Consider the following 20,865-nt stretch of genomic DNA (forward strand, 5'->3'; position numbering starts at 1 on the left):
CGCCGCGCCGCGCCGCCCCGCCCCACCCCGCCCCACCCCGCAAGATCGTGCTCGATCCTGGATGTAGTGGCCTCGGCGGTCGTTGATGCCACTACAACAAGGATCGAGCGCGATCTTGCGCGCGTTGGGGCCGTTGGGGCCGTTGGGGCGCGGGGTCGGGCGAGTCGGGCGAGGCGGTGAGGCGCGCGGAGGCCGGTCGGTCAGGCGAGGCGGTGGGTCAGGCGGGCCGCGCTGAGGTGAGGAAGTCGGCGAGGACGCGCGTGTGGGTGTCGAACGCCAGCTCGACCGGGTCGGTGAGCACCAACCACTCGGTCGCCTCCTCGGTCGGGGCCGACGGTGGCAGGTCCTCGGCCGCCCGCTCGGGCAGCACCCCGAAGACCATCATCGTGCCGCCCGCCGGTGCGCCGTGCACCGCGAACAGGCGGGCGTCCTCGGCCGCCGCGATCAGGCCGGTCTCCTCCCGCAGCTCCCGCACGAGTGCGTCGGACCACTCCTCGCCGTACTCGATGAAGCCGCCCGGCAGCGCGAGCAGGCCGCGGGCCGGTTCGATGTCGCGGCGGACCACCACCACACCCAGACCCTCGGCCGTGCGGACCGGCAGCACCGCGACCGCCACCGGCAGCGGGTTGCGCCAGACGGTCTCGCCGCAGACCGCGCAGACTCGCGGCCATCCGGCGGCCGGCGGGTAGGCGGCGCCGCAGTAGGAACAGTGCGAGTACGGCGTGCCGGTCATGCCGCAGCACGTTACTCCGATCCCCGCCCAGCCCGCCGCGCCGTCGCTTCGTCCCGCGCTGAGCCTGCCGCGCCGCCGCTTCGTCCCCCGCCCAGCCTGCCGCGCCGCTGCTTCGTCCCGCGCTGAGCCTGCCGCGCCGCCGCTTCGTCCCGGCGCTCAGGCTGCCGGGTCGCCCGTGTAGAAGGCGGTGGTGCGTTCGGCGGCGGCCTTCGCCTCGTCGGCGTCGGTGCCGGCGGCGATGCTCGCTTCGCACCACAGTTGGCTGCTCAGCTCCATGGCCCGTCGTCCCTCGGCGGAGGCGGTCCATTCGGCGCCCTGTTCCGGGGTGATCCCGCTGCCGTCGCCGGCCAGGTGTGAGGCGAGGCCGAGCAGCCCGAGGTCCCAGCCGACACCGACCGCGCCCGGCCCGAACTGGGCCCACCGGTCCTGGTCGACGTGCGCGATGTGGTCCAGGTCGAGGCGGGCCCGCTCGTCGCCGACCGGGGTGACCCGCACCTCGATCCAGCTCACCTCGCCGCCCATTTCCCAGGTGGCGGTGAAGCGGTGCGGCGGCTCGCAGCTCTCGACGGTGCCGTGGGCGTTGCCCTGAAGTTGGTAGGTGCCGCCCAGCCGCAGGTCGCCGGAGATCGGCAGGAACCAGCGCGGGATGCGCTCGGCGCTGGTGCAGGCGTCCCACAGGTCCTCGGCCGTCGCCTGGTAGGTCTGGCTGATGGTGGTGACCCGCGCCTCACCGGCTTCCAGGGTGCGGCTGCCGACCTGCCGCTGGACGGCGTTGATCTGCTCGGTGGCGTCGAACATCAGGTGTTCCTCTCGTCGGGTGGGTCGGCCGGGCCGCGCAGCCGACGTTCGCGTCGGCCCCGGGCCAGCTCGGTGGCGAGTGCCGCCAGGGGTGGGGTCCAGAACCGGCGGAAGTGCTCCAGCCAGCCGTCGACCTCGCGCAGTGGGCGTGGGTCGACCGCGTAGAGCCGCCGGGTGCCCTCCGGCCGCACTGTGGCGAAGCCGTTGTCGCGCAACACCTTGAGGTGCTGGGACACGGCGGGCTGGGAGATGCCGAACTCCTCGCGGATGACCGCGCTGACCGCGCCGGCGGTCTGCTCGCCACCGGCGAGCAGTTCCAGGATGCGGCGCCGGACCGGATCGCCCAGCACGTCGAAGGCGTGCACGACGACAGTTGTATCACTGACGGCTTATTTAAGCCAAGTCTGATAGTCCGATGAGCTTGTCCAGTCGGATCGGCAGCTCCCGGACCCGTACGCCGGTCGCGTGGTGCACCGCGTTGGCCACCGCCGCCGCGGCGCCGACGATGCCGATCTCGCCGATGCCCTTCACCCCGGCCGGGTTCAGCTCGTCGTCGCGCTCGTCCAACCAGTACGCCTCGATGGACTCCACGTCCGCGCAGCCGGTGATGTGATAGGTGGCCAGGTCGTGGTTGACCCAGTCGCCGTACCGCTCGTCGAGAAGGCCCTCCTCGTGCAGCGCCATCGACAGCCCCATCGTCATGCCGCCGATGAGCTGGCTGCGCGCCGTCGTCGGGTTCACCACCCGCCCCGCCGCGAACACCCCGAGCATCCGGTTCAGCCGTACCTCGCCGGTGTCCGCGTCGACCCGCACCTCGACGAACTGCGCCCCGTACGCGTAGCGGGGCAGCGCCGGCTGTCCGCCCACCTCCTCGGTGGTGTCCGCCTCGGCGGTCACCTCGCCGGTCGGTGGCCCGCCGTCGCGCAGCTTCTCGCGCAGCGCCTGAGCGGCCCGGATCACCGCCCAACTCCAACTGGAGGTCCCCATCGAGCCCCCGGCCACCGGCGCGGTCGGCAGGGCGCTGTCGCCGATGCGGATCTCCACCCGCTCCGGTGGCACCCCGAGCGCGTCGGCGGCCACCTGCCACATCGCCGTCCGCGCGCCGGTGCCGATGTCGGTGGCGTTGACCTGGACCAGGAAGCTGCCGTCGGGCCGGGCGGTGGCCGTCGCCGAGGACGGCCGGGACCGGGCCGGGTAGCTCGACCCGGCCACCCCCGTGCCGATCAGCCAACGCCCGTCGCGCCGGGACCGGGGCGACGGATCACGGCCGGCCCAACCGAACCGTTGTGCGCCCTCGCGCAGGCACGCCACCAGGTTGCGGCTGGTGAACGCCCGCCCCTGGTCGGGGTCGACATCAGTGTCGTTGCGGATGCGCAACTCCACCGGGTCGATGCCGGCGGCGACGGCCAACTCGTCCATCGCCGACTCCAGGGCGTACGCGCCGGGGCACTCGCCCGGGGCGCGCATCCAGAACGGCGTGGGCACGTCGAGGCGGACCAGCCGGTGCGTGGTGCGGCGGTGCGGCGCGGCGTACATGCTGCGGGTGTAGACGGCGGTCTGCTCGGCGAACTCCTGGATGGTCGAGGTCTGGCTGATCGCGTCGTGGCAGATGGCGGTGAGCCGACCGTCGGTGTCGGCGGCGAGGCGGACCCGCTGGATGGTGGGGGTGCGGTAACCGATCGGCCCGAACAGTTGCTGGCGGGTCAGCGCCAACTTCACCGGGCGGTCCACGTGTCGGGCGGCGAGGGCGGCCAACACCACGGCGGCCTTGGCATACCCCTTGCTGCCGAAGCCGCCGCCGACGTGCTGCGCGACGACCCGGACCGACTCCGCAGGCAGCGCGAACAGCTCGGCCAACGTGGCCTGCACCGACGAGGCGCCCTGATTGGAGTCGTGCACCAGCAGCCGTCCGTCGCGCCACTGCGCCGTCGTGGCGTGCGGCTCCATCGGGTTGTTGTGGTACGCCGGAGTGCGGTACGTGGCGTCCACCCGCACCGGGGCGGCCGCGTACCCGGCGTCGAAGTCGCCCTCGGCGGTGTCCGTCGGATAGCTGGGGTTGACGTGGTCCGGCTTGTACAGGCCGGGGTGGTCGTCGGTGAGCACTGTGCTGTGCGGGCCGGTGTCGTAGTCGATGTGGACCAGTCGGGCGCCCTCGCGGGCCGCCTCCAGGCTGGTGGCCACCACGACGGCGACGTACTGCCCCCGGTAGTGCACCGCGGGCTCCTGCAGCAGCCACAGCTCCGTCTGCGGGCCGGGTGTCAGCCGTGGCGCGTTGCCGTGGTGCAGCACCGCCAGCACACCGGGCGACGCCAGCGCCTGCGCCGTGTCGACGCGGGTGATCCGGCCCCGCACCACCGCCGACGGCACCGCCCAGCCGTAGCTGACCCCGTCCACCGGGTACTCCACCGCGTACCGAGCCGTGCCGGTGACCTTCGCCGGGCCCTCCAACCGGGGGTACGCCCGTCCGACCGCCCCGGCGCTCATGACGACGCCAGTTCGGTGAGCGCGCGCACGGTGATGGCCCGGGTCAGTGGCAGCTTGAAGCCGTTGTGCCGCAGCGGGCGCGCCTCGGCCAGCTCCGCGTCGGCCGCCCGTGCCGCCAACTCGGGGCTGAACGGACGACCGCGCAGCGCCTCCTCGGCCCGGTACGCCCGCCACGGTCGGTGTGCCACCGCCCCGTACGCCAGCCGCACGTCGCGAACCACGTCCCCGTCGAGGTCCAGCACCGCGGCCACCGAGCCGGCGGCGAAGGCGAACGAGGCGCGGTCGCGCACCTTGAGGTACGTCGAGCGGCGCGCGGCCGGTAGGGGCGGCAGCCGGACGGCGGTGATCAGCGCGCCCCGGGCCACTGTGGTCTCCCGTTCCGGGTGGGTGCCGGGGGAGCGATAGAACTCGGCGATCGGGATGTCACGGGGGCCGTCGGCCTCGTGCACCTCCACCACGGTGTCGAGGGCGGCCAGCGCGACGGCCAGGTCGGATGGGTGGGTGGCGACGCACTGCTCGGACCAGTCCAGCACCGCCAGGTCGCGGTTCTGGCCGTGCAGAGCGGCGCAACCGCTGCCCGGCTCTCGTTTGTTGCACGCCTTGCCGGTGTCCTGGAAGTAGACGCAGCGGGTGCGCTGCAACAGGTTGCCGCCGGTGGTGGCCATGTTGCGCAGCTGTCCGGAGGCGGCGGCGAGCAGGGCGCGGGCCAGCACCGGGTAGGCGCGGCGTACCACCGGGTGGGCAGCGAGGTCGCTGTTGCGGACTGTCGCGCCGATCCGCAGACCACCGTCGGGCAGCTCCTCGACGGTGTCGAGTGGAAGCCGGGTCACGTCCACCAGCACGTCGGGGCGTTGCACCCCGAGCTTCATGAGGTCCACCAGGTTGGTGCCGCCGCCCAGGTAGGCGGCCTGTGGTTCGGCCGCCAGCACGGCGACCGCCTCGGCCACGTTGGCGGGCCGGTGGTAGCGGAACGCCTTCACGAGGACGCCGCCGTCTCACGTACGGCCGCGACGATGTGTGGGTACGCGGCGCAGCGGCACAGGTTGCCGGCCATCCGCTCGCGGATCTCCGCGTCGGTCAGCTCGGCTGACGTGTTCAGGTCGTCGGTGACCGCGCTGGGCCAACCTTGGGAGACCTCGTCGAGCATGCCGCGGGCGGAGCAGAGCTGCCCGGGGGTGCAGTAGCCGCACTGGAACGCGTCGTGTGCGATGAAGGCAGCCTGCAACGGGGACAGCTCGTCCGGCCCGGCCAGCCCCTCGACTGTCACCACCGACCGGCCGTCGACGGTGACCGCGAAGATCAGGCAGCTCTTCACCCGGCGGCCGTCGAGCAGCACCGTGCAGGAGCCGCACTGGCCGTGGTCGCAGCCCTTCTTCGCCCCGGTCAGGTCGAGGTGCTCGCGCAGCGCGTCGAGCACTGTGGTGCGGTTGTCCAGGGTCACCTCGCGGGACGCGCCGTTGACCTCGAACGTCACCCGGGACGAGTGGCGCTCGTCGATCGTCGTCGTGTTCTCCGGTCCGCCCTGCACCGGCCCAGACTAGCTTTGTCGGTATATCTCAGGGCGAATAACGCAAAGCCCCTCGCACGGGAGGTGACGACGGTGACTGCCGGACTGCTGCTCGCCGCCGGCGCCGGGCGGCGCTACGGCCGGCCGAAGGCGCTGGTCGAGCTGGACGGCGAGCCGCTGGTGCGGCGCGCGATCCGGCTGCTCGCCGACGGCGGCTGCGCACCGGTGCACGTGGTACTCGGCGCGGGCGCCGACGAGGTGCCCGACCTGCCCGGCGCGGTGTCTGTCCGGCACGATCGCTGGTCGGACGGGCTGGGCTCGTCGCTGCTGCGTGGCCTGGCCTCACTGCCCGTCGACGTGCCGGCCGCCGTCGTGGTCCTTGTCGACCAGCCGCTGCTCAGCCCGGTAGCGGTGCGCCGGGTGCGCGCGGCGTACACCGGTGCGGCGGTCGTCGTGGTCGCCACCTACGCCGGTCGGCCCGGGCACCCGATCCTGCTGGGTCGACAGACCTGGCCGCTGCTGAACCGGTACGCCGTGGGCGACCGGGGTGCCCGTGACCTGCTGCGTGAGCGGCCGGACCTGGTGGTCGAGGTGCCCTGCGACGACGTCGGCACACCCGTCGACGTGGACACCCCGGCCGATCTGCGCGCGGTCACCGACGCGTCAGCCACCGAGGCAGCCCCTCGCTGGTCACCGCGTGATAGCTGATCATGACGATCACACCGATCAGGCCCAGCAGCGGGTTGACGAACCAGCCGAGCAGACCGCTGAGCCCGTACAGGACGAGGCCGGTGACCGGTCGCAGCCGCTGCGCCCGCACGTACCCGGGGCTGACCCGACGCTCCAGCAGCGCCGGGTGTCGGTGCAGGTAGCCGAAGAACACCAGCCAGGGCGCCGACATCAACGCCGCGGAGAGCGCGTACAGGGCGACCGCCGCGCGCTGGTCGTCGATGTCGCCCCGGGTGAACGCGGAGGCCAGCACCGCGGTGGGGAAGGGAATGATCACCGCGCCGAAGAGCACGCCGAGGTTGATCCAGCTCAGCGCGAGGGTGGTCCGGCGGATCAGGCGCAGCAGCGCACGGTGGTTGAGCCAGAGCACCCCGATGTAGACGAAGGACACCACGAAGGCGAGGTACGAGGGGCCCTCGTCGAGCAGATCGGTCAGCAGCTCACCCTCGTGGTACTCGGGCACCCGCAGGTCGATGACGAGCAGCGTGATGACGATGGCGAAGACGCCGTCGCTGAACGCCGCCATCCGCTCGGTGCCGGAGACCCGCCCGGTGGGCTCGGGCTGCTCGATCTCGTCGGGCGCTGCGGACATTGCCGCAGGCTAGCCACTCGGCGCGGCGGCCGGTGGCGGTTTCGCCCGACCGGGACACGAACGGCCGCCCAGGGTCACCCCCGGGCGGCCGTCGCGCTGCCCGCCGGTCAGGCCACCGGCGTCGCGGTGCCGGTCGTACCGGCGAGCCGCTGGTGGGCGCGGATCACCTCGGCGTAGCGCAGACCGCTCGCCTTCACCGTCCGACGCTGGGTGGCGTAGTCGACGTGCACCAACCCGAAGCGCTTGTCGTAGCCGTACGCCCACTCGAAGTTGTCCAGCAGCGACCAGACGAAGTAGCCGTCCAGGGGGACCCCTCGGGCCACCGCCGAGGCGCACGCGGCCAGGTGCTGCTCCAGGTGGTCGGTGCGTTCCTTGTCCTCCACAGTGCCGTCGGCGGTGACCTCGTCCGGCCACGCCGAGCCGCTCTCGGTGACGATGATCCGGCCCGGCCGGTACTCCTCGTGCACGTCGACGAGCAGCCGCTCCAGGCCCGCCGGGTACATCTCCCAGCCCATCGCGGTCTCCACCGACCCGGGCACCGGCACCTGCCGGGCGTACGGCGCCGCGCCGGTCGGGTCGTCGACCACCAACTGCCGGAAGTAGTAGTTCACCCCGAGGAAGTCCGTCGGCGTGGCGATCGTCGCCAGGTCGTCCCCGCGTACCGGCGGCTCGACCCCGTAGGTGGCGATCATGTCGGCGGGGTAGCCGCGCCCGTGGATCGGGTCCAGCCACCACCTGTTGACGTGCCCGTCGGCGCGCCGGGCCGCCGTGACGTCCTCGGGTCGGTCGGTCGCCGCCTCGATCGGGCTGAGGTTGAGCACCAGCCCCACCGAGGCCGGCCGGGCGGCGTTGGCGCGGATCGCCTGGGTGGCCAGGCCGTGCCCGAGCAGCACGTGGTGCGAGGTGTGCACAGCGCGGGTCAGGTCCCGCTCGCCGGGGGCCATGTTCCCCTCCAGGTGCCCGATCCAGGACACGCAGAGCGGCTCGTTGACTGTGCACCAGTCGGCGACCCGGTCACCGAGCCGGCCGGCGACCACCGCCGCGTAGTCGGCGAACGCCTCGGCGGTGGCGCGCTCCGGCCAACCGCCCCGGTCCTGCAGCACCTGCGGCAGGTCCCAGTGGTAGAGCGTGACGAACGGCCGGATCCCGTCGGCGAGCAACGTGTCGACGAGCCGATCGTAGAAGTCCAGCCCGGCGGCGTTGACCCGCCCGACGCCGTCGGGCATGACCCGGGGCCAGGCCACCGAGAAACGGTACGCGTCCACGCCGAGGCGGCGCAGCAGCGCCAGGTCCTCCGGCCACCGGTGGTAGTGGTCGCACGCCACCGCGCCGGTGTCGCCGTTGTCGACCTTGCCGGGAGTCGCCGAGAAGGTGTCCCAGATGGACGGCGACCGGCCGTCGACGTCGACGGCCCCCTCGATCTGGTACGCCGCCGTGGCGACACCCCAGAGGAAGTCGGGTGGCAGCTTGGACAGGTCGGGCACGGGTCGGTTCTCCTCTGGGGTTGGATGACTCACTTGACAGCGCCGGCGGTGAGGCCGGCGACGAAGTAGCGCTGCAGGGCCAGGAACCCGACGACGACCGGGATGCTGACCACCAGCGAGGCGGCCATGATCTGGTTCCAGTAGACGTTGAACTGGGTGGAGTAGCCCTGGAGGCCGACGGCCAGGGTGCGGCTGCCCTCGTCGGTCATCACCGACGCGAAGAGCACCTCACCCCACGCCGTCATGAACGCGTACACGGTGACCGCGACGACGCCGGGCACGGCGGCCGGCAGGATGACCTGGAACAGGGTGCGCAGCGGACCTGCGCCGTCGACCTGCGCCGCCTCGTCCAGACCCCGGGGGATCGAGTCGAAGTAGCCGACAAGCATCCAGATCGAGAACGGCAGCGAGAAGGTCAGGTACGTGATGACCAGGCCGGTGCGGCTGGCGTACAGCTCGATGCCGGTGGCGTTGCCCAGGTTGACGTAGATGAGGAACAGCGGCAGCAGGAACAGGATGCCGGGGAACATCTGCGTGGACAGCACCGTCACCGTGAAGACACCCCGACCGCGGAACCGGTACCGGCTCACCGCGAACGCGGCGAAGATGGCCACCGCCACCGAGCAGACCGCCGCGATGCTCGACACCACCAGGCTGTTCACCAGGTACCGGGCCAGCGGCACGGTGCTCCACATGTCGACGAACGGTTGCAGGGTGGGCCGGCTGGGCCACCAGGTGAAGCCGTTCTGCACGTCCTGCAACGGCTTCGCCGCCGAGGTGACCATGACGTAGAGCGGGATGACGACGAAGAGGGCGAGCAGGGTCAGCACGATGCGCCGACCCCAGCGCTCACCGGCTGTCTCACGCATGGTCATCCCTCCGACGGTTGGTGATCAGCAGGTACACGGCCGAGACGACAAGCAGGAACAGCAGCAGCGCCACCGACATGGCCGACCCGGAGCCGAAGTCCCAGGTCTTGAAGGAGCTGCGGTAGATGTGGATGGAGATCAGGTCGGCCTGCTCCGGCGCGGAACCGCCGAACAGCACGAACGGGGTGTTGAAGTCGTTGAACGTCCACAGGAACAGCACCAGCAGCAGCACCAGGTTGACCGGCCGCAGCATCGGCAGGGTGACCGAGCGCAGCCGGCGCCAGAACCCGGCGCCGTCGATAGCGGCGGCCTCGTACAGCTCACCGGGCACGTTCTGCAACCCGGCCATCAGGCACAGGAACGCGAACGGCCAGTTACGCCAGACCGACACCACCAGCAGCGACCAGAAGCTGTTGTCGCCGATCAACCAGAACGGCCGTTCGTTCATCAGCCCGAGCTGGTCCACGAGCACGTGGTTGACCAGGCCGGTGTCGCGTTGCAGCAGGAAGCTCCAGGTGATCACGGCCGCGTAGACCGGCAGCGCGTACGGGGTGAGGAACAGCGCCCGCAGGATCGCCCGTCCACGGAACGGCCGTTGCAGGACGACAGCAGCCGAGATGCCGAGCAGCCAGGCGAAGCCGACCGAGAGCAGGCTGTAGGCCAGGGTGACCCAGAACGAGTGCAGCAGTTCCTTGCCGGCGGCGCTGTTCAGGTCGAGCGTCGCCCGGTAGTTCTCCAGCCCGATGAAGGGCGCGGTGGACCAGTCGCGAATGTGGAACTGGGTCAGCTCCAGCAGGCTCATCCAGACCCCGACCACCATGGGGATGACGTGGATGGCGAGTTCCAGCACGACGGCCGGTGCGAGCAGCAGGTACGGCAGGAGCGAGCGGCGGGGGCCGCGGGGCCGGCGGGCCGGCCCCCGGGCCGGCGACCCGGCCCGGGGTTCGCGCCGGTCGGCGTCCGGCGCGGTGGTGCTGGTTGCCATCGGGGTCCTCTCGGAGGCGGTGGCCGTGGCCGGGCTCAGCGCCCGACCACGGCCACCGGTGACGCCTGGGTCAGCGCATCTTCTGCTGCGCGTCGGTCAACTTGGCCTTCACCGACTCCTCGGTGACCGGCTTGCCGCTGGCCGCGTCGGCGAACAACTCCTTCATCGCGGTGCCGACCAGGGTCTCGAAGGTGCTCTCATCGGGCACCTGCGGCAGCGGGGCCGCGGTGGTGACGAGGGTTTCCTGGATGGTCTTCTGCTCCGTGGCGCTGAACGCGGGGTCGGAGGCGGCGGTCTTCACCGCCGGCAGCGAGCCGTACGTCTTGTTGAGGATCGTCTGCTCCTCGTCGCTGGTCATGAACTTCACGAAGCTCAGCGCGCCGTCCTTGTTCTTGGTGTGCTTGAAGACCGCCATGTTGATCCCGGCGACCATGCTGTTGACCTTCTTGCCGCCGGCCGGCGGGCTGGCCAGGAACGGCACCGGGGCCACCCCGTACGCGTCGGCGGGCATGTTCTGCGTCTTCAGGTTCGACCCGGCGGACTGCCAGAGCAGCATGGCGGCCTTGCCGTTGGCGAAGTCGGAGACCGACTGGTTCTGCGCGTACTCCGCGTTGCTCGGGTTGGTGATCTTGTCGGCGGCCATGAAGTCGATGTACCGCTTGATCGCCGAGACGTTCTGCGGGGTGTCGAAGGTCGGCTTGCCGGCCGAGTCGAACCACTCGCCGCCGTACTGCTGACTGAAGGTGAAGGCGTGGTGGGCGTTCTCCGACGGGTTGGCCCCCTCGATCGCCAGGCCCCACTTGCCGCCGGTGCTCAGCTTCTTGCCGTACTCGGCGAGCTGCTCCCAGGTGGTCGGCGGTGCGGTGATGCCGGCGTCGGCGAACGACTTCTTGTTGTAGTACAGGCTGTACGCCATGCTGTAGAGCGGCACGGCGGCCGGCGGCTTGCCGGGGGCGCCGGCGGCGGCGAGCGCGGCGGGCACGATCCGGTCCTTGCCGCCGACGGCCTGCAGGGCGGCGTCGTCGAACTCGACCAGCGCGCCGGTGGCCTGCAACGACGCCGACCAGGTGTTGCCGATGTTGACAACGTCCGGGCCCTTGCCGGAGGCGGCGGCGGCCAGCAGGCGGTTGAGCAGATCCGACCAGGGGACCACCTCCACGGTGACCTTGATCCCGGTCTGCTTCTCGAACTTGTCCAACTCCGGCTGGAGGGTGGTCTTGTCGGCCTCCAGGCTGGCGCCCTGGTTGCTGGCCCAGTAGGTGAGCGTCTTGGGCGACGAGGCGGAGTCGTCGCCGGAGCCTCCGCAGGCGGTCAGCGAGGCGGCCGCCAGTACGGCGGCGGTGAATATCCCGAGGTGTCGTCTCGACACGGGTCAGCCCTTCCGGTGCGTGGTGGGGGTCCGCCGACCTTCGTCACCGATAGGGGTCGGGCGACGGGGGCCGGCTGCGGACAGGGTTCGGGGGTGCGCCGTCGGGGTCCGTCGGCGTTTCCCGGGAGTTACATCACGGCTTAATTTATGTCGTCATTAAAGTTGCTGGCAGGTGGGTCGTCAAGCACGAGGCGGTTACAGTCGCCTCGAACGGCCGACGGGAACGAGGTGACGAGTGGAGCTGGCGCGTGCCACCAACCGCAGCGTGCGGTTGCGCAACCGGTCCGCCCTGCTGACCAAGCTCTTCCTGGACGGCCCGCTCACCCGCCAGGACCTGGTGCGCAGCACCGGGCTGAGCCAACCCGCGGTCAGCAACGTGGTGGCCGACATGATCGACGAAGGGCTGGTCGTCGAGGCCGGCGCCGCCGAGTCCGACGGCGGCCGGCCCAGCATGCTGCTGCGGATGGCGCCCCGCTTCGCCTTCGTGGTCGGCGTGGACGTCGGCGAGACCCGGGTCCGGGTGGAGCTGTTCGACTTCGCGATGACCCTGCTGGCCAGCGTCGAGTACCCGCTCGACCCGGCCCGCACCGAGCCCGACCTGGTGGCCGGGCGCGTGCTGGCCGGCATCGACGCGGTCACCGGCCAGGCCGGGGTGGCCCCCGGTGACGTGCTCGGCGTCGGCATCGGCGTCTCCGGCGTGGTCGAGCAGGGCACCGAGGCCGTCGTGCACGCCCAGGCCCTCGGCTGGGACCGGGTGCCGATGGAGCGCCTGATCGGCGCCGGCACCGACCTGCCACTGCACATCGACAACGGCGCGAAGACCCTGGGCCAGGCCGAGATGTGGTTCGGCGCCGGCCGGGGTGCCCGGCACGCCGTCTTCGCGCTCGTCGGCTCCGGGGTGGGCGCGTCGGTGGTGACCAACGGCGCCACCTACCGGGGCGCGTCCAGCAGCGCGGGGGAGTGGGGGCACACCACGCTGGTGTACGGCGGCCGGGTCTGCCGGTGCGGCGCGCGCGGTTGCCTGGAGGCGTACGTGGGGGCGGAGGCGATCATCGACCGCTACCGGGAGGCGCGCCGGGGTCGACCGGTGCCGGGCGAGGACGAGGAGTCCCAGATCGCCGCGCTGGTCGCCGCCGCCGAGACCTCGGCTACCGCGCGACGGGTGCTGGCGGACACCGCCGGCTACCTCGGCGCCGGGGTGGCCAACCTGATCAACCTGTTCAACCCGGAGCGCGTGGTGCTCGGCGGCTGGGCGGCGATGGCCCTCGGCGACCTGCTGCCGGCCGTGCGGGAGGCCGCCGGTCGGCAGGCGCTGCGCCAGCCGTACGAGCAGGCGTCGATCGAGCTGTGCCGGCTCGGGGTGGACGCGGTGGCGTTGGGCGCGGCAACCCTCCCGATCGCCCGCTTCCTCACCGAGGGTGGCGTCCGCCGCTGAGCGGGGGACGACGGCAGCGCCGTCGCCAAATTACCCAAAAAGAATCCTCGGGATAAATAACGAAGTTATAGATCGATGTCTTGACGCCGTCGCAATCTCGCCGCAACACTCCTACGAGAGCGCTCTCCGACCCGCGACGCCGCATCGGCGGCACCACCCACGGCGCCACGGGGCGAGCCGATCCCATCCACGCGGCACCCCCTCGTAGCCCCCTATCGACAGGCGATGTCATGACATCTCGTGCAACATCCGTACGCCCGCGTCCTCGACGCGCCGTCCGGCACCTGCTGGTCGGGCTCACCGTGGCCCTGGTCGCGGCGCTCACCCCGACCGGCGCCACAGCGCCCGCACAGGCCGCGCCCACCCTGCTGTCCCAGGGCCGCCCCGCCACCGCCTCGTCCACCGAGAACGCCGGCACCCCGGCCTCCGCAGCCGTCGACGGCAACACCGGCACCCGCTGGGCCAGCGCGTTCAGCGACCCGCAGTGGCTCCAGGTCGACCTGGGCGCCCGGGCCACCATCAGCCAGGTGAACCTGCTCTGGGAGGGCGCCTACGGCCGGGCCTTCCAGCTCCAGACCTCCGACGACGGTGCCACCTGGACGACGATCTACTCGACCACCACCGGCACCGGCGGCACCCAGAACCTCACAGTCACCGGCGTCGGCCGCTACGTCCGGATGAACGGCACCGCCCGGGGCACCGGCTACGGCTACTCGCTCTGGGAGTTCCAGGTGTACGGCGAGACCGGCGGCAGCACGCCGACCTGCGGCAGCACCAACGTCGCTCAGGGCAGCCCGGCGACAGCGTCGTCCAGCCAGGACGCCGGCCTCGCGGCATCCGCGGCAGTCGACGGCAACACGGGCACCCGCTGGGCCAGCGCCGCCAGCGACCCGCAGTGGCTGCGCGTCGACCTGGGCAGCACCCGCACCATCTGCCGGGTGGTGCTCACCTGGGAGGCCGCGTACGCCCGGGCCTTCCAACTCCAGACCTCGGCCGACGGTGCCACCTGGACGACGATCTACTCCACCACCACCGGCACCGGTGGCACGCAGTCCCTCACCGTCACCGGCAGCGGGCGCTACCTGCGGATGTACGGCACCGCCCGGGGCACCGCCTACGGCTACTCGCTCTGGGAGCTGGCGGTGAACACCACCGGCGGCGGCACCAGTGAACCCCCGGTCGACACGACCGACCCACGCAACCCCAACCTCGGGCCGAACACGTTCGTCTTCGACCCGAGCACACCGACGTCGACCATCCAGGGTCGACTGAACACCCTCTTCACCCAGCAGGAAACCAACCAGTTCGGCCCGCAGCGCTACGCGGTGCTGTTCAAGCCCGGCACCTACACCGCCGACGTCAACCTCGGCTTCTTCACCCAGGTCGCCGGCCTCGGCATGAGCCCCGACGACGTCAACCTCAACGGCCACGTGCGTGCCGAGGCGTTCTGGTTCGGCGGCAACGCCACCCAGAACTTCTGGCGGGCCGCCGAGAACCTGTCGGTGACCCTGCCCGCCGGGCAGACCGTGGAGCGCTGGGCGGTGTCCCAGGCGGCACCGTACCGGCGGATGCACCTGCGCGGCGCGCAGAACCAGATCCAGCTCTGGAATGGTGGCGACGGCTGGTCCAGCGGTGGCCTGCTGGCCGACACCCGTATCGACGGCCTTGTCGTCTCCGGCTCGCAGCAGCAGTGGTACTCCCGCAACAGCGAGTTCGGCAACGGCTGGACCGGCTCGGTGTGGAACATGGTCTTCCAGGGCGTCAACGGCGCTCCCGCGCCGAGCTTCCCCAACCCGTCGCACACAGTCATCGGGCAGACCCCACAGGTACGGGAGAAGCCGTTCCTGTACGTCGACGGCACCGGTGAGTACCGGGTCTTCGTGCCGGCGCTGCGCACCAACTCCACCGGAACCAGCTGGTACAACAAGACCCCGGCCGGCTCGTCCATCTCGCTGTCGCAGTTCTACGTGGTCCAGCCGGGCACCAGCGCCGCCACCATCAACGCGGCCCTCGCCCAGGGACGGCACCTGCTCTTCACCCCGGGCGTGCACCACGTCACCGAGCCGATCCAGGTCAACCGGGCCGACACGGTGATCCTCGGTCTCGGCCTGGCCACCATTCAGGCCGACAACGGCGCGGTGGGCATGCGGGTGGCCGATGTGGACGGCGTGAAGGTGGCCGGCCTCATGTTCGAGGCCGGCACGACGAACTCGCCGGTGCTGATGGAGGTCGGGCCGTCCGGCTCGTCCGCGAGCCACGCCAGCAACCCGACCTCGCTGCACGACGTGTTCTTCCGCATCGGCGGGCCGCACGTCGGCAGGGCCACCAACACGCTGACCGTCAACAGCGACAACGTGATCGGTGACCACATGTGGCTGTGGCGGGCCGACCACGCCGCCAGCGGCGTACCGACCGGGTGGACGCTGAACACCGCCGACACCGGGCTCACCGTCAACGGCGACAACGTCACCATGTACGGCCTCTTCGTCGAGCACTACCAGAAGTACCAGACCATCTGGAACGGCAACGGCGGGCGGACGTACTTATACCAGAACGAACTGCCCTACGACGTGCCGAACCAGGCGGCCTGGATGAACGGGTCGACCCGGGGCTACGCCGCGTACAAGGTCGCCGATTCGGTGACCAGTCACCAGGCGTTCGGGCTGGGCAGCTACAGCTACTTCAACGTCAACCCAGCGGTGGTAGAGGAACGGTCCTTCGAGGTGCCCACCAACCCGAACGTGCGCTTCACGAACATGGTGACCGTCTCGCTCGGCGGTGTCGGCACCATCAACCGGGTGATCAACAACGCCGGTGGCACCGCGAACGCGGCCAACCAGCAGGTGTACCTGACCACCTACCCCTGACCGGGGCGCCCGCGCCGGCCGGTCCTCTGTGACCGGTCGGCCGGGTGGCACCCAGGGCCGTGGCCGGCCCGGTCCCGCCGAGACCGGGCCGGCTGCGGTCGTGCCGCTCAGCCGGCCAGCACCTCGGCCGCCGCCCGTTCACCGGCGCGCACCGCGCCCTCCAGGTAGCCACTCCAGCGGGTGGCCGTCTCGGTGCCCGCCCAGTACACCCGCCCCACCGGCGTCCGCAGGTGCGGACCGTACGTCCGCCACGTGCCCGGGGTGAGCGCACCGGAGAAGCAGCCCCGGGTCCACTCGTCGGCCGACCAGTCGTACTCGATGAGATCCACCGGGTCCCCGGCTCGTGGCCCGACCACACTGGCGAACGCTTCCAGCAGGCATTGGCGACGCCGCGCGGGGGACATGCCGCGCAGCGTGGCGGCGTCAGTGGAGTAACTGAACCCGGTCAGCACCCCGATCGGTGAGGTCGGGGTGGAGTTGTCGACCGTCTCGGTGAGCGGACCTGTGCTGGTGGTGGCCACGCCGGAGCGCCCGTCGGCACGCCAGAACGGTTCCGGGTAGACGGCGTGCACCTTCAGCGCCGAACCCATCGGCATGCGCTGGGTGAGCCCGTCTCGCAGCGGGGGCAGCGGCGGCTCGTACCGGATCCGGCCGGCCAGCGTCGGTGCCAGCGCGACCACCACCGCGTCGCCGTCGACGCGCCCGGTGTCGGTCCACGCCGTCGCCCCGTCGACTGTCTGTTCGATGCCCCGCACCGGCGCGGCCAGCGTCAGCGCGCCCGGCGGCAGGGCGGTGGCCATCCGTTCGGCCAGCGCCGCCGGCCCGCCCACGATCCGGTCCTGCTGCGCGCCGCCGGCCATCCCCAGCAACGGCCCGGTCCCGCCGGCGCTGCGCAGGTAGAACAGCAGGTGCAACAGGGACAGCTCGTCCACGCCGGTGGCCAGCAGCCCGCCGGCGAGCACCCGCCCCAGGTAGTCGGCGGTGACGTCGTCCCGGGCCGTGGCGGCGAGCCACCCACCGAGGGTCGTCCGGTCCCACAGTGCGGCCTCCGGCGTCGCCCAGGGTGCGGCCGGGTCCAGTCGTGCGGCGTACTCGTCGAGCAGGCCGAGCACCCGGCCCACCTGTGCCGGCGGCTCGGCCCGGGGCGCACCGGCCCAGAGCAGTGTGGGCGCGCCGACCGACGCCGAGGCGAAGGTGGCCAACCCGTGCTCGGCGACCAGCGCGTACATCCGGTCCTGGGTCGGACCGATCCACTGGGCCCCCAGGTCGAGTTGCGTGAGCTCGGGCAGCCATCGGGTCAGCACCCGACCGCCCACCCGGTCGCGGGCCTCAAGCAATCGCACCTGGGCGCCGGCACGGCTGAGCGCCAGCGCGGCGGCGAGCCCGGAGAAGCCGGCGCCGACCACGACAACCCGCAAGCCGTCGGTCACACCCCGGGTCTACCCACAACCGTCGTAGGCATGGCTACCGGCTCCGTCTCAGATGCCACGCTGTCCGACCCCACGGGTACCGTCACAAAACCAGACACGGGATACAGTCCTCGATGTGGCGACGACCCTTCATCCGGATCCGCGTCCGTCCGCCTCGCGCCTGCCGGCACGACCGTGGTTACCGGTCGCCGTCGCCGGCTTGACCGGTGCCGCACTCGGGGCCCTCGCCTGTTACTCCCTGTTGACGCCCCGCTGGGGGGTACCGCACGCGGTCACGGGCACCGTCGTAGCGGTCAACGCCGACGCCAACGCGTTCGTGGTCCGGCCCGATGGGCGGCAACCGTCGGCGAACAAGGCCGACGACGGCGGCCATGGCTATCAACTGGGCCCGGTGGAGTGGGTCGACTACGTCGGTCAGACCCACCACGAAGGAACACCCGTCTGCCTGGCTCCGCTCTCCGAAGGGGCCAAGGTCGAGCTGATGGTGGTGGATGTGCGCGGAGGCGCCGGTGGGCCGGACGCGCTGATCACCCGGGTCCGGTGCCTAAGCGCCCGGTGATCGACCGACCGCGCGAATTCCCGGTCGTCGCGCCGGAAGGCGAGCACGTCCTCGTCCAGCGTCCTTCTCGTCGCACCACCCGGGCCTGGCCACCGTCGCCTCCGTGGGTGCAGAGCAAAGGGCACGCCAACACCGGGGTCGGGTCGCACGCCGAGAAATTTCTGCCGGTCTGTCGATTCGGGCGGCGGCCGATCGTGTGGAGGATGAGAGGTCGGTGACGGGCCGGCCGTCCGTGAGGAGGAACCATGACGCTCTACCTGCTCAGCATCCACCAGCCGCAGGGTGAGCTGCCGCCGGAGCCAGAGTTCCTGGCCGACGTGATGCGTCAGCTCGGCGAGCTGCGCGACGAGTTGGCGTCCACCGGGTCCTGGGTCTTCGGGCAGGGCCTGCACGGCCCGGAGACCGCCACAGTGCTGCGGCCCCGCGACGGCGAGGTGCTCATCACCGACGGACCGTTCGTGGAGGGCAAGGAATACCTCGGCGGCATCACCATCATCGACGTGCCGGACCTGGACGCCGCCCTGCGCTGGGGTCGCCGCTACGCGCTGGCCACCACCCTGCCGATCGAGGTACGCCCCTTCCACGGCCGGGCCGGCGACTGACAGTGCCCGACGTGGAGGCGGTGTTCCGCGCGGAGTACGGCCGCGCGGTCGCCGTCCTGGTCCGCCTCCTCGGCGACATCGACCTCGCCGAGGAGGCCGTCCAGGAGGCCTTCGTCATCGCGGTGCGGCGCTGGCCGTGCAGCGGCCCGCCGCCCAGCCCCGCCGGTTGGATCATCACCACCGCCCGCAACCGGGCCGTCGACCGGCTGCGGCGGGAGGCGTCGCGGGCCGACCGGCACGCCCAGGCGGCCCTGCTCTACGCCGCCGACCCACCTGAGCAGGAGGGGCCGGTGCGCGACGACCGGTTACGTCTGATCTTCACCTGCTGCCATCCGGCGCTCGCCCCGAGCGCCCGGGTCGCCCTCACCCTGCGGCTGCTCGGTGGTTTGAGCACCGCCGAGATCGCCCGAGCCTTCCTGGTGCCGGAGCCGACGATGGCGCAGCGGCTGGTCCGCGCCAAGTCGAAGATCCGCAACGCGAGGATCCCGTACCGGGTGCCCTGCGACGCCGACCTGCCCGACCGGCTGCACGGCGTCCTCAGGGTGCTCTACCTGATCTTCAACGAGGGGTACACGGCGAGCGCCGGCCCGCACCTGGTCCGCGCCGAGCTGTGCGCCGAGGCGATCCGGTTGACCAGACTGCTGGTGGAGCTGATGCCGGACGAGGCCGAAGCGCTCGGCCTGCTCGCCCTGATGCTCCTGACCGAAGCCCGCCGGGCGGCGCGGACCACCACCGTCGGCGACCTGGTGCCGCTGGCCGAGCAGGACCGGCACCGGTGGGACAGCACCCTGATCGCCGAGGGCCAGGCGCTGGTCCGCCGCTGCCTGCGCCGCGACCGGCCCGGCCCGTACCAGATCCAGGCCGCGATCGCCGCCGTGCACAGCGTCGCGAGGAGCGCCGCCGACACCGACTGGGCCCAGATCCTTCAGCTGTACGACCAGCTGAGCGTGGTCGCCCCCAGCCCGGTGGTGGCGCTGAACCGGGCCGTCGCGCTCGCCGAGGTGGCCGGTGCGGCGGCGGCGCTGACCGAGGTGGACCGCCTCGCCCTGGTCGGCTTCCACGTCTACCACGTGGTCCGCGCCGACCTGCTGGCCCGGCTCGGTCGGGGCGGGGAAGCCGTCGAGGCGTACCGGACGGCCGTCGCCCTGACGGACAACGCGGCCGAACGGGCCTTTCTCACCGCACGCGCGACGGCCCTGGCGACGCCCTGAGGGCGCGTTTGCCGCAGGGGCGGCCGGGAACCCGAGGCACCGCCGCAGCAGAGGATGGGGAGGGGCCATGGCGTACCGACAGACCGCCGTCGACACCGCGCCCGACCTGTCCATCCTCACACTCGGTGTGGAGGAGGAGTTCCTGCTGCTCGACCCGGACAGCGGCCGGAACCTGCCGGTCGCCGACCAGGTACGCGGCGCGTTGCGCGGCCCCGCCCGGGAGCAGAGCCGCCAGGAGTTCCGGCACAGCATGGTGGAGATGGTCACCCCGGTCTGCGCCGACCTCACCGAGCTGCGCGCGCACCTGGTGGCGCTGCGTCGCTCCGCCGTCGAGGCCGCCACGGCGGCCGGCGCCCGACTGGTGGCGGTCGGCGCCACCCCGGTGGCCGAACCGCACCGGACGGTCCCCGACGAACCGCGCTACCACGCCATGTCGCGCCGGTACGGGCCGGTGGCGCACGACCCGGCGGTGTGCGGCTGCCACGTGCACGTCGGGCTGCCCGACCGGGAACTGGCAGTGCAGGTCTGCAACCACCTGAGGGTGTGGCTGCCGGTGGTGCAGGCGATCACCACCAACTCGCCGCTGCACGACGGGTACGACACCGGGCACGCCAGTTGGCGCTCGATGCAGTTGGAACGCTGGCCCAGTATCGGTCCGACGCCGCACTTCGACTCCGTCGCCGACTACGACAGCACCGTCGACGAGCTGATCGCCGCCGGCATCATGCTCGACGCGGCGATGGTCTACTGGTACGCCCGGCCGTCGTCGACCTACCCGACCGTTGAGGTGCGGGTCGGTGACGTCTGCACGGAGGTGGACGACGCGGTGCTTGTCGCCGCGCTGGTCCGATCCCTCGTGGCAACCCTCGCCGACGACGTGCGCGCCGGGGTGAACGCCCCGAACGTCCGGGACTGCCTGGTCGCCGCGGCGCACTGGCGGGCCGCCCACGACGGTCTCGACGGCGAGCTGATCGACCTGCGTGCCGGCGGCACCCGCCCCGCCTGGGCGCTCGTCGACGAGCTGATGGCGGTGATCGCCCCGGCGCTGCTGCGCCACGGCGACCTCGGGTACGTGTTGGCGCAGCTCGCCCGGCTGCGTCGCGACGGCACCGGCGCCACCCGGCAGCGGCGGGTGCTGGAGCGCGCCGGGGACCTGCACGCGGTCCTCGACGACCTGGTGGCCCGCACCGCCGCCGGCTGACCGCCGCCAC

Annotated in this window: 19 protein-coding genes; 7 read left to right on the plus strand and 12 right to left on the minus strand. The window is 71.9% G+C overall.

The genetic code is table 11. The features are described from left to right. Positions 1 to 217 precede the first annotated feature (217 nt). The 6 genes from MED01_RS22735 to MED01_RS22760 all read right to left on the minus strand — a co-directional run bounded on the left by MED01_RS22735 (position 218) and on the right by MED01_RS22760 (position 5,489). Positions 218 to 733 carry an NUDIX domain-containing protein gene (locus MED01_RS22735; protein ID WP_238670591.1) on the minus strand — a complete coding sequence of 172 codons (516 nt, stop codon included), beginning with the start codon at positions 731 to 733 and terminating at the stop codon, positions 218 to 220. Between the two features lie 156 nt (positions 734 to 889). Continuing rightward, positions 890 to 1,531, minus strand: coding sequence for an SRPBCC family protein (locus MED01_RS22740; RefSeq protein ID WP_238670592.1), 642 nt, complete (start codon positions 1,529 to 1,531; stop codon positions 890 to 892). Further along, complete coding sequence (locus MED01_RS22745) at positions 1,531 to 1,896, minus strand: ArsR/SmtB family transcription factor (protein WP_091398629.1); 366 nt, start codon at positions 1,894 to 1,896, stop codon at positions 1,531 to 1,533. Before MED01_RS22745 ends, MED01_RS22740 begins: the two co-directional genes overlap by 1 nt. 28 nt (positions 1,897 to 1,924) lie before the next feature. Then, a complete protein-coding gene (locus MED01_RS22750; RefSeq protein WP_238670593.1) occupies positions 1,925 to 4,015 on the minus strand; it encodes a xanthine dehydrogenase family protein molybdopterin-binding subunit in 2,091 nt (696 codons plus the stop codon). Further along, positions 4,012 to 4,995 (minus strand): FAD binding domain-containing protein, encoded by a 984-nt coding sequence (locus MED01_RS36165; RefSeq protein WP_308193539.1) that lies wholly within the window; start codon positions 4,993 to 4,995, stop codon positions 4,012 to 4,014. The genes MED01_RS22750 and MED01_RS36165 overlap by 4 nt, the downstream gene beginning before the upstream one ends. After that, entirely contained in the window at positions 4,992 to 5,489 is a 498-nt protein-coding gene (locus MED01_RS22760; protein WP_238670723.1) for a 2Fe-2S iron-sulfur cluster-binding protein, read from the minus strand. Before MED01_RS22760 ends, MED01_RS36165 begins: the two co-directional genes overlap by 4 nt. A gap of 126 nt (positions 5,490 to 5,615) precedes the next feature. On the opposite strand from MED01_RS22760, the gene MED01_RS22765 reads away from it, so the two are divergent. Next, on the plus strand, positions 5,616 to 6,230 hold the full coding sequence (locus MED01_RS22765; RefSeq protein ID WP_238670594.1) for a nucleotidyltransferase family protein: 615 nt from the start codon (positions 5,616 to 5,618) through the stop codon (positions 6,228 to 6,230). Here MED01_RS22765 and MED01_RS22770 read toward each other — a convergent pair. The 5 genes from MED01_RS22770 to MED01_RS22790 form a co-directional block, all read right to left on the minus strand. After that, the gene (locus MED01_RS22770; RefSeq protein WP_238670595.1) at positions 6,175 to 6,843 is read right to left on the minus strand and encodes a TMEM175 family protein; all 669 of its coding nucleotides are present in this window, start codon (positions 6,841 to 6,843) and stop codon (positions 6,175 to 6,177) included. The genes MED01_RS22765 and MED01_RS22770 overlap by 56 nt on opposite strands. A 107-nt stretch (positions 6,844 to 6,950) precedes the next feature. Continuing rightward, entirely contained in the window at positions 6,951 to 8,327 is a 1,377-nt protein-coding gene (locus MED01_RS22775; RefSeq protein ID WP_238670596.1) for a GH1 family beta-glucosidase, read from the minus strand. Positions 8,328 to 8,356: 29 nt separating this feature from the next. Further along, positions 8,357 to 9,196 carry a carbohydrate ABC transporter permease gene (locus tag MED01_RS22780; protein WP_238670597.1) on the minus strand — a complete coding sequence of 280 codons (840 nt, stop codon included), beginning with the start codon at positions 9,194 to 9,196 and terminating at the stop codon, positions 8,357 to 8,359. Then, positions 9,189 to 10,181, minus strand: coding sequence for a carbohydrate ABC transporter permease (locus MED01_RS22785; protein ID WP_238670598.1), 993 nt, complete (start codon positions 10,179 to 10,181; stop codon positions 9,189 to 9,191). Before MED01_RS22785 ends, MED01_RS22780 begins: the two co-directional genes overlap by 8 nt. A gap of 70 nt (positions 10,182 to 10,251) precedes the next feature. Beyond that, positions 10,252 to 11,550: an ABC transporter substrate-binding protein gene (locus MED01_RS22790; RefSeq protein ID WP_238670599.1), complete on the minus strand. Its 1,299-nt coding sequence runs from the start codon at positions 11,548 to 11,550 to the stop codon at positions 10,252 to 10,254. 235 nt (positions 11,551 to 11,785) lie between these two features. Between MED01_RS22790 and MED01_RS22795 the strand changes: the two genes are divergently transcribed. Further along, positions 11,786 to 12,985 carry an ROK family transcriptional regulator gene (locus tag MED01_RS22795; protein WP_238670600.1) on the plus strand — a complete coding sequence of 400 codons (1,200 nt, stop codon included), beginning with the start codon at positions 11,786 to 11,788 and terminating at the stop codon, positions 12,983 to 12,985. A gap of 230 nt (positions 12,986 to 13,215) precedes the next feature. Then, a complete protein-coding gene (locus MED01_RS22800) occupies positions 13,216 to 15,852 on the plus strand; it encodes a discoidin domain-containing protein (RefSeq protein ID WP_238670601.1) in 2,637 nt (878 codons plus the stop codon). A gap of 107 nt (positions 15,853 to 15,959) precedes the next feature. On the opposite strand, the gene MED01_RS22805 is transcribed toward MED01_RS22800, so the two are convergent. Next, a complete protein-coding gene (locus MED01_RS22805; protein ID WP_238670602.1) occupies positions 15,960 to 17,282 on the minus strand; it encodes a flavin monoamine oxidase family protein in 1,323 nt (440 codons plus the stop codon). A gap of 115 nt (positions 17,283 to 17,397) precedes the next feature. Between MED01_RS22805 and MED01_RS22810 the strand changes: the two genes are divergently transcribed. From MED01_RS22810 to MED01_RS22825, 4 genes are all read left to right on the plus strand, one after another. Beyond that, positions 17,398 to 17,841, plus strand: coding sequence for a hypothetical protein (locus MED01_RS22810; protein ID WP_238670603.1), 444 nt, complete (start codon positions 17,398 to 17,400; stop codon positions 17,839 to 17,841). 245 nt (positions 17,842 to 18,086) lie between these two features. Beyond that, entirely contained in the window at positions 18,087 to 18,443 is a 357-nt protein-coding gene (locus MED01_RS22815) for a YciI family protein (RefSeq protein ID WP_238670604.1), read from the plus strand. 2 nt (positions 18,444 to 18,445) lie between these two features. Further along, complete coding sequence (locus MED01_RS22820; RefSeq protein ID WP_238670605.1) at positions 18,446 to 19,654, plus strand: RNA polymerase sigma factor; 1,209 nt, start codon at positions 18,446 to 18,448, stop codon at positions 19,652 to 19,654. A gap of 67 nt (positions 19,655 to 19,721) precedes the next feature. Then, complete coding sequence (locus MED01_RS22825) at positions 19,722 to 20,855, plus strand: carboxylate-amine ligase (protein ID WP_238670606.1); 1,134 nt, start codon at positions 19,722 to 19,724, stop codon at positions 20,853 to 20,855. Positions 20,856 to 20,865 lie beyond the last annotated feature (10 nt).

This window comes from Micromonospora alfalfae (genome assembly GCF_022230925.1).
Lineage (GTDB): Bacteria > Actinomycetota > Actinomycetes > Mycobacteriales > Micromonosporaceae > Micromonospora > Micromonospora alfalfae.

Bases quoted from the DNA above. Each gene is read 5' to 3' on its own strand.
- MED01_RS22735 (WP_238670591.1), bottom strand. From the start codon at position 733: ATGACCGGCACGCCGTACTCGCACTGTTCCTACTGCGGCGCCGCCTAC.
- MED01_RS22740 (WP_238670592.1), bottom strand. From the start codon at position 1,531: ATGTTCGACGCCACCGAGCAGATCAACGCCGTCCAGCGGCAGGTCGGC.
- MED01_RS22750 (WP_238670593.1), bottom strand. From the start codon at position 4,015: ATGAGCGCCGGGGCGGTCGGACGGGCGTACCCCCGGTTGGAGGGCCCG.
- MED01_RS22770 (WP_238670595.1), bottom strand. From the start codon at position 6,843: ATGTCCGCAGCGCCCGACGAGATCGAGCAGCCCGAGCCCACCGGGCGG.
- MED01_RS22780 (WP_238670597.1), bottom strand. From the start codon at position 9,196: ATGCGTGAGACAGCCGGTGAGCGCTGGGGTCGGCGCATCGTGCTGACC.
- MED01_RS22785 (WP_238670598.1), bottom strand. From the start codon at position 10,181: ATGGCAACCAGCACCACCGCGCCGGACGCCGACCGGCGCGAACCCCGG.
- MED01_RS22800 (WP_238670601.1), top strand. From the start codon at position 13,216: ATGACATCTCGTGCAACATCCGTACGCCCGCGTCCTCGACGCGCCGTC.
- MED01_RS22815 (WP_238670604.1), top strand. From the start codon at position 18,087: ATGACGCTCTACCTGCTCAGCATCCACCAGCCGCAGGGTGAGCTGCCG.
- MED01_RS22825 (WP_238670606.1), top strand. From the start codon at position 19,722: ATGGCGTACCGACAGACCGCCGTCGACACCGCGCCCGACCTGTCCATC.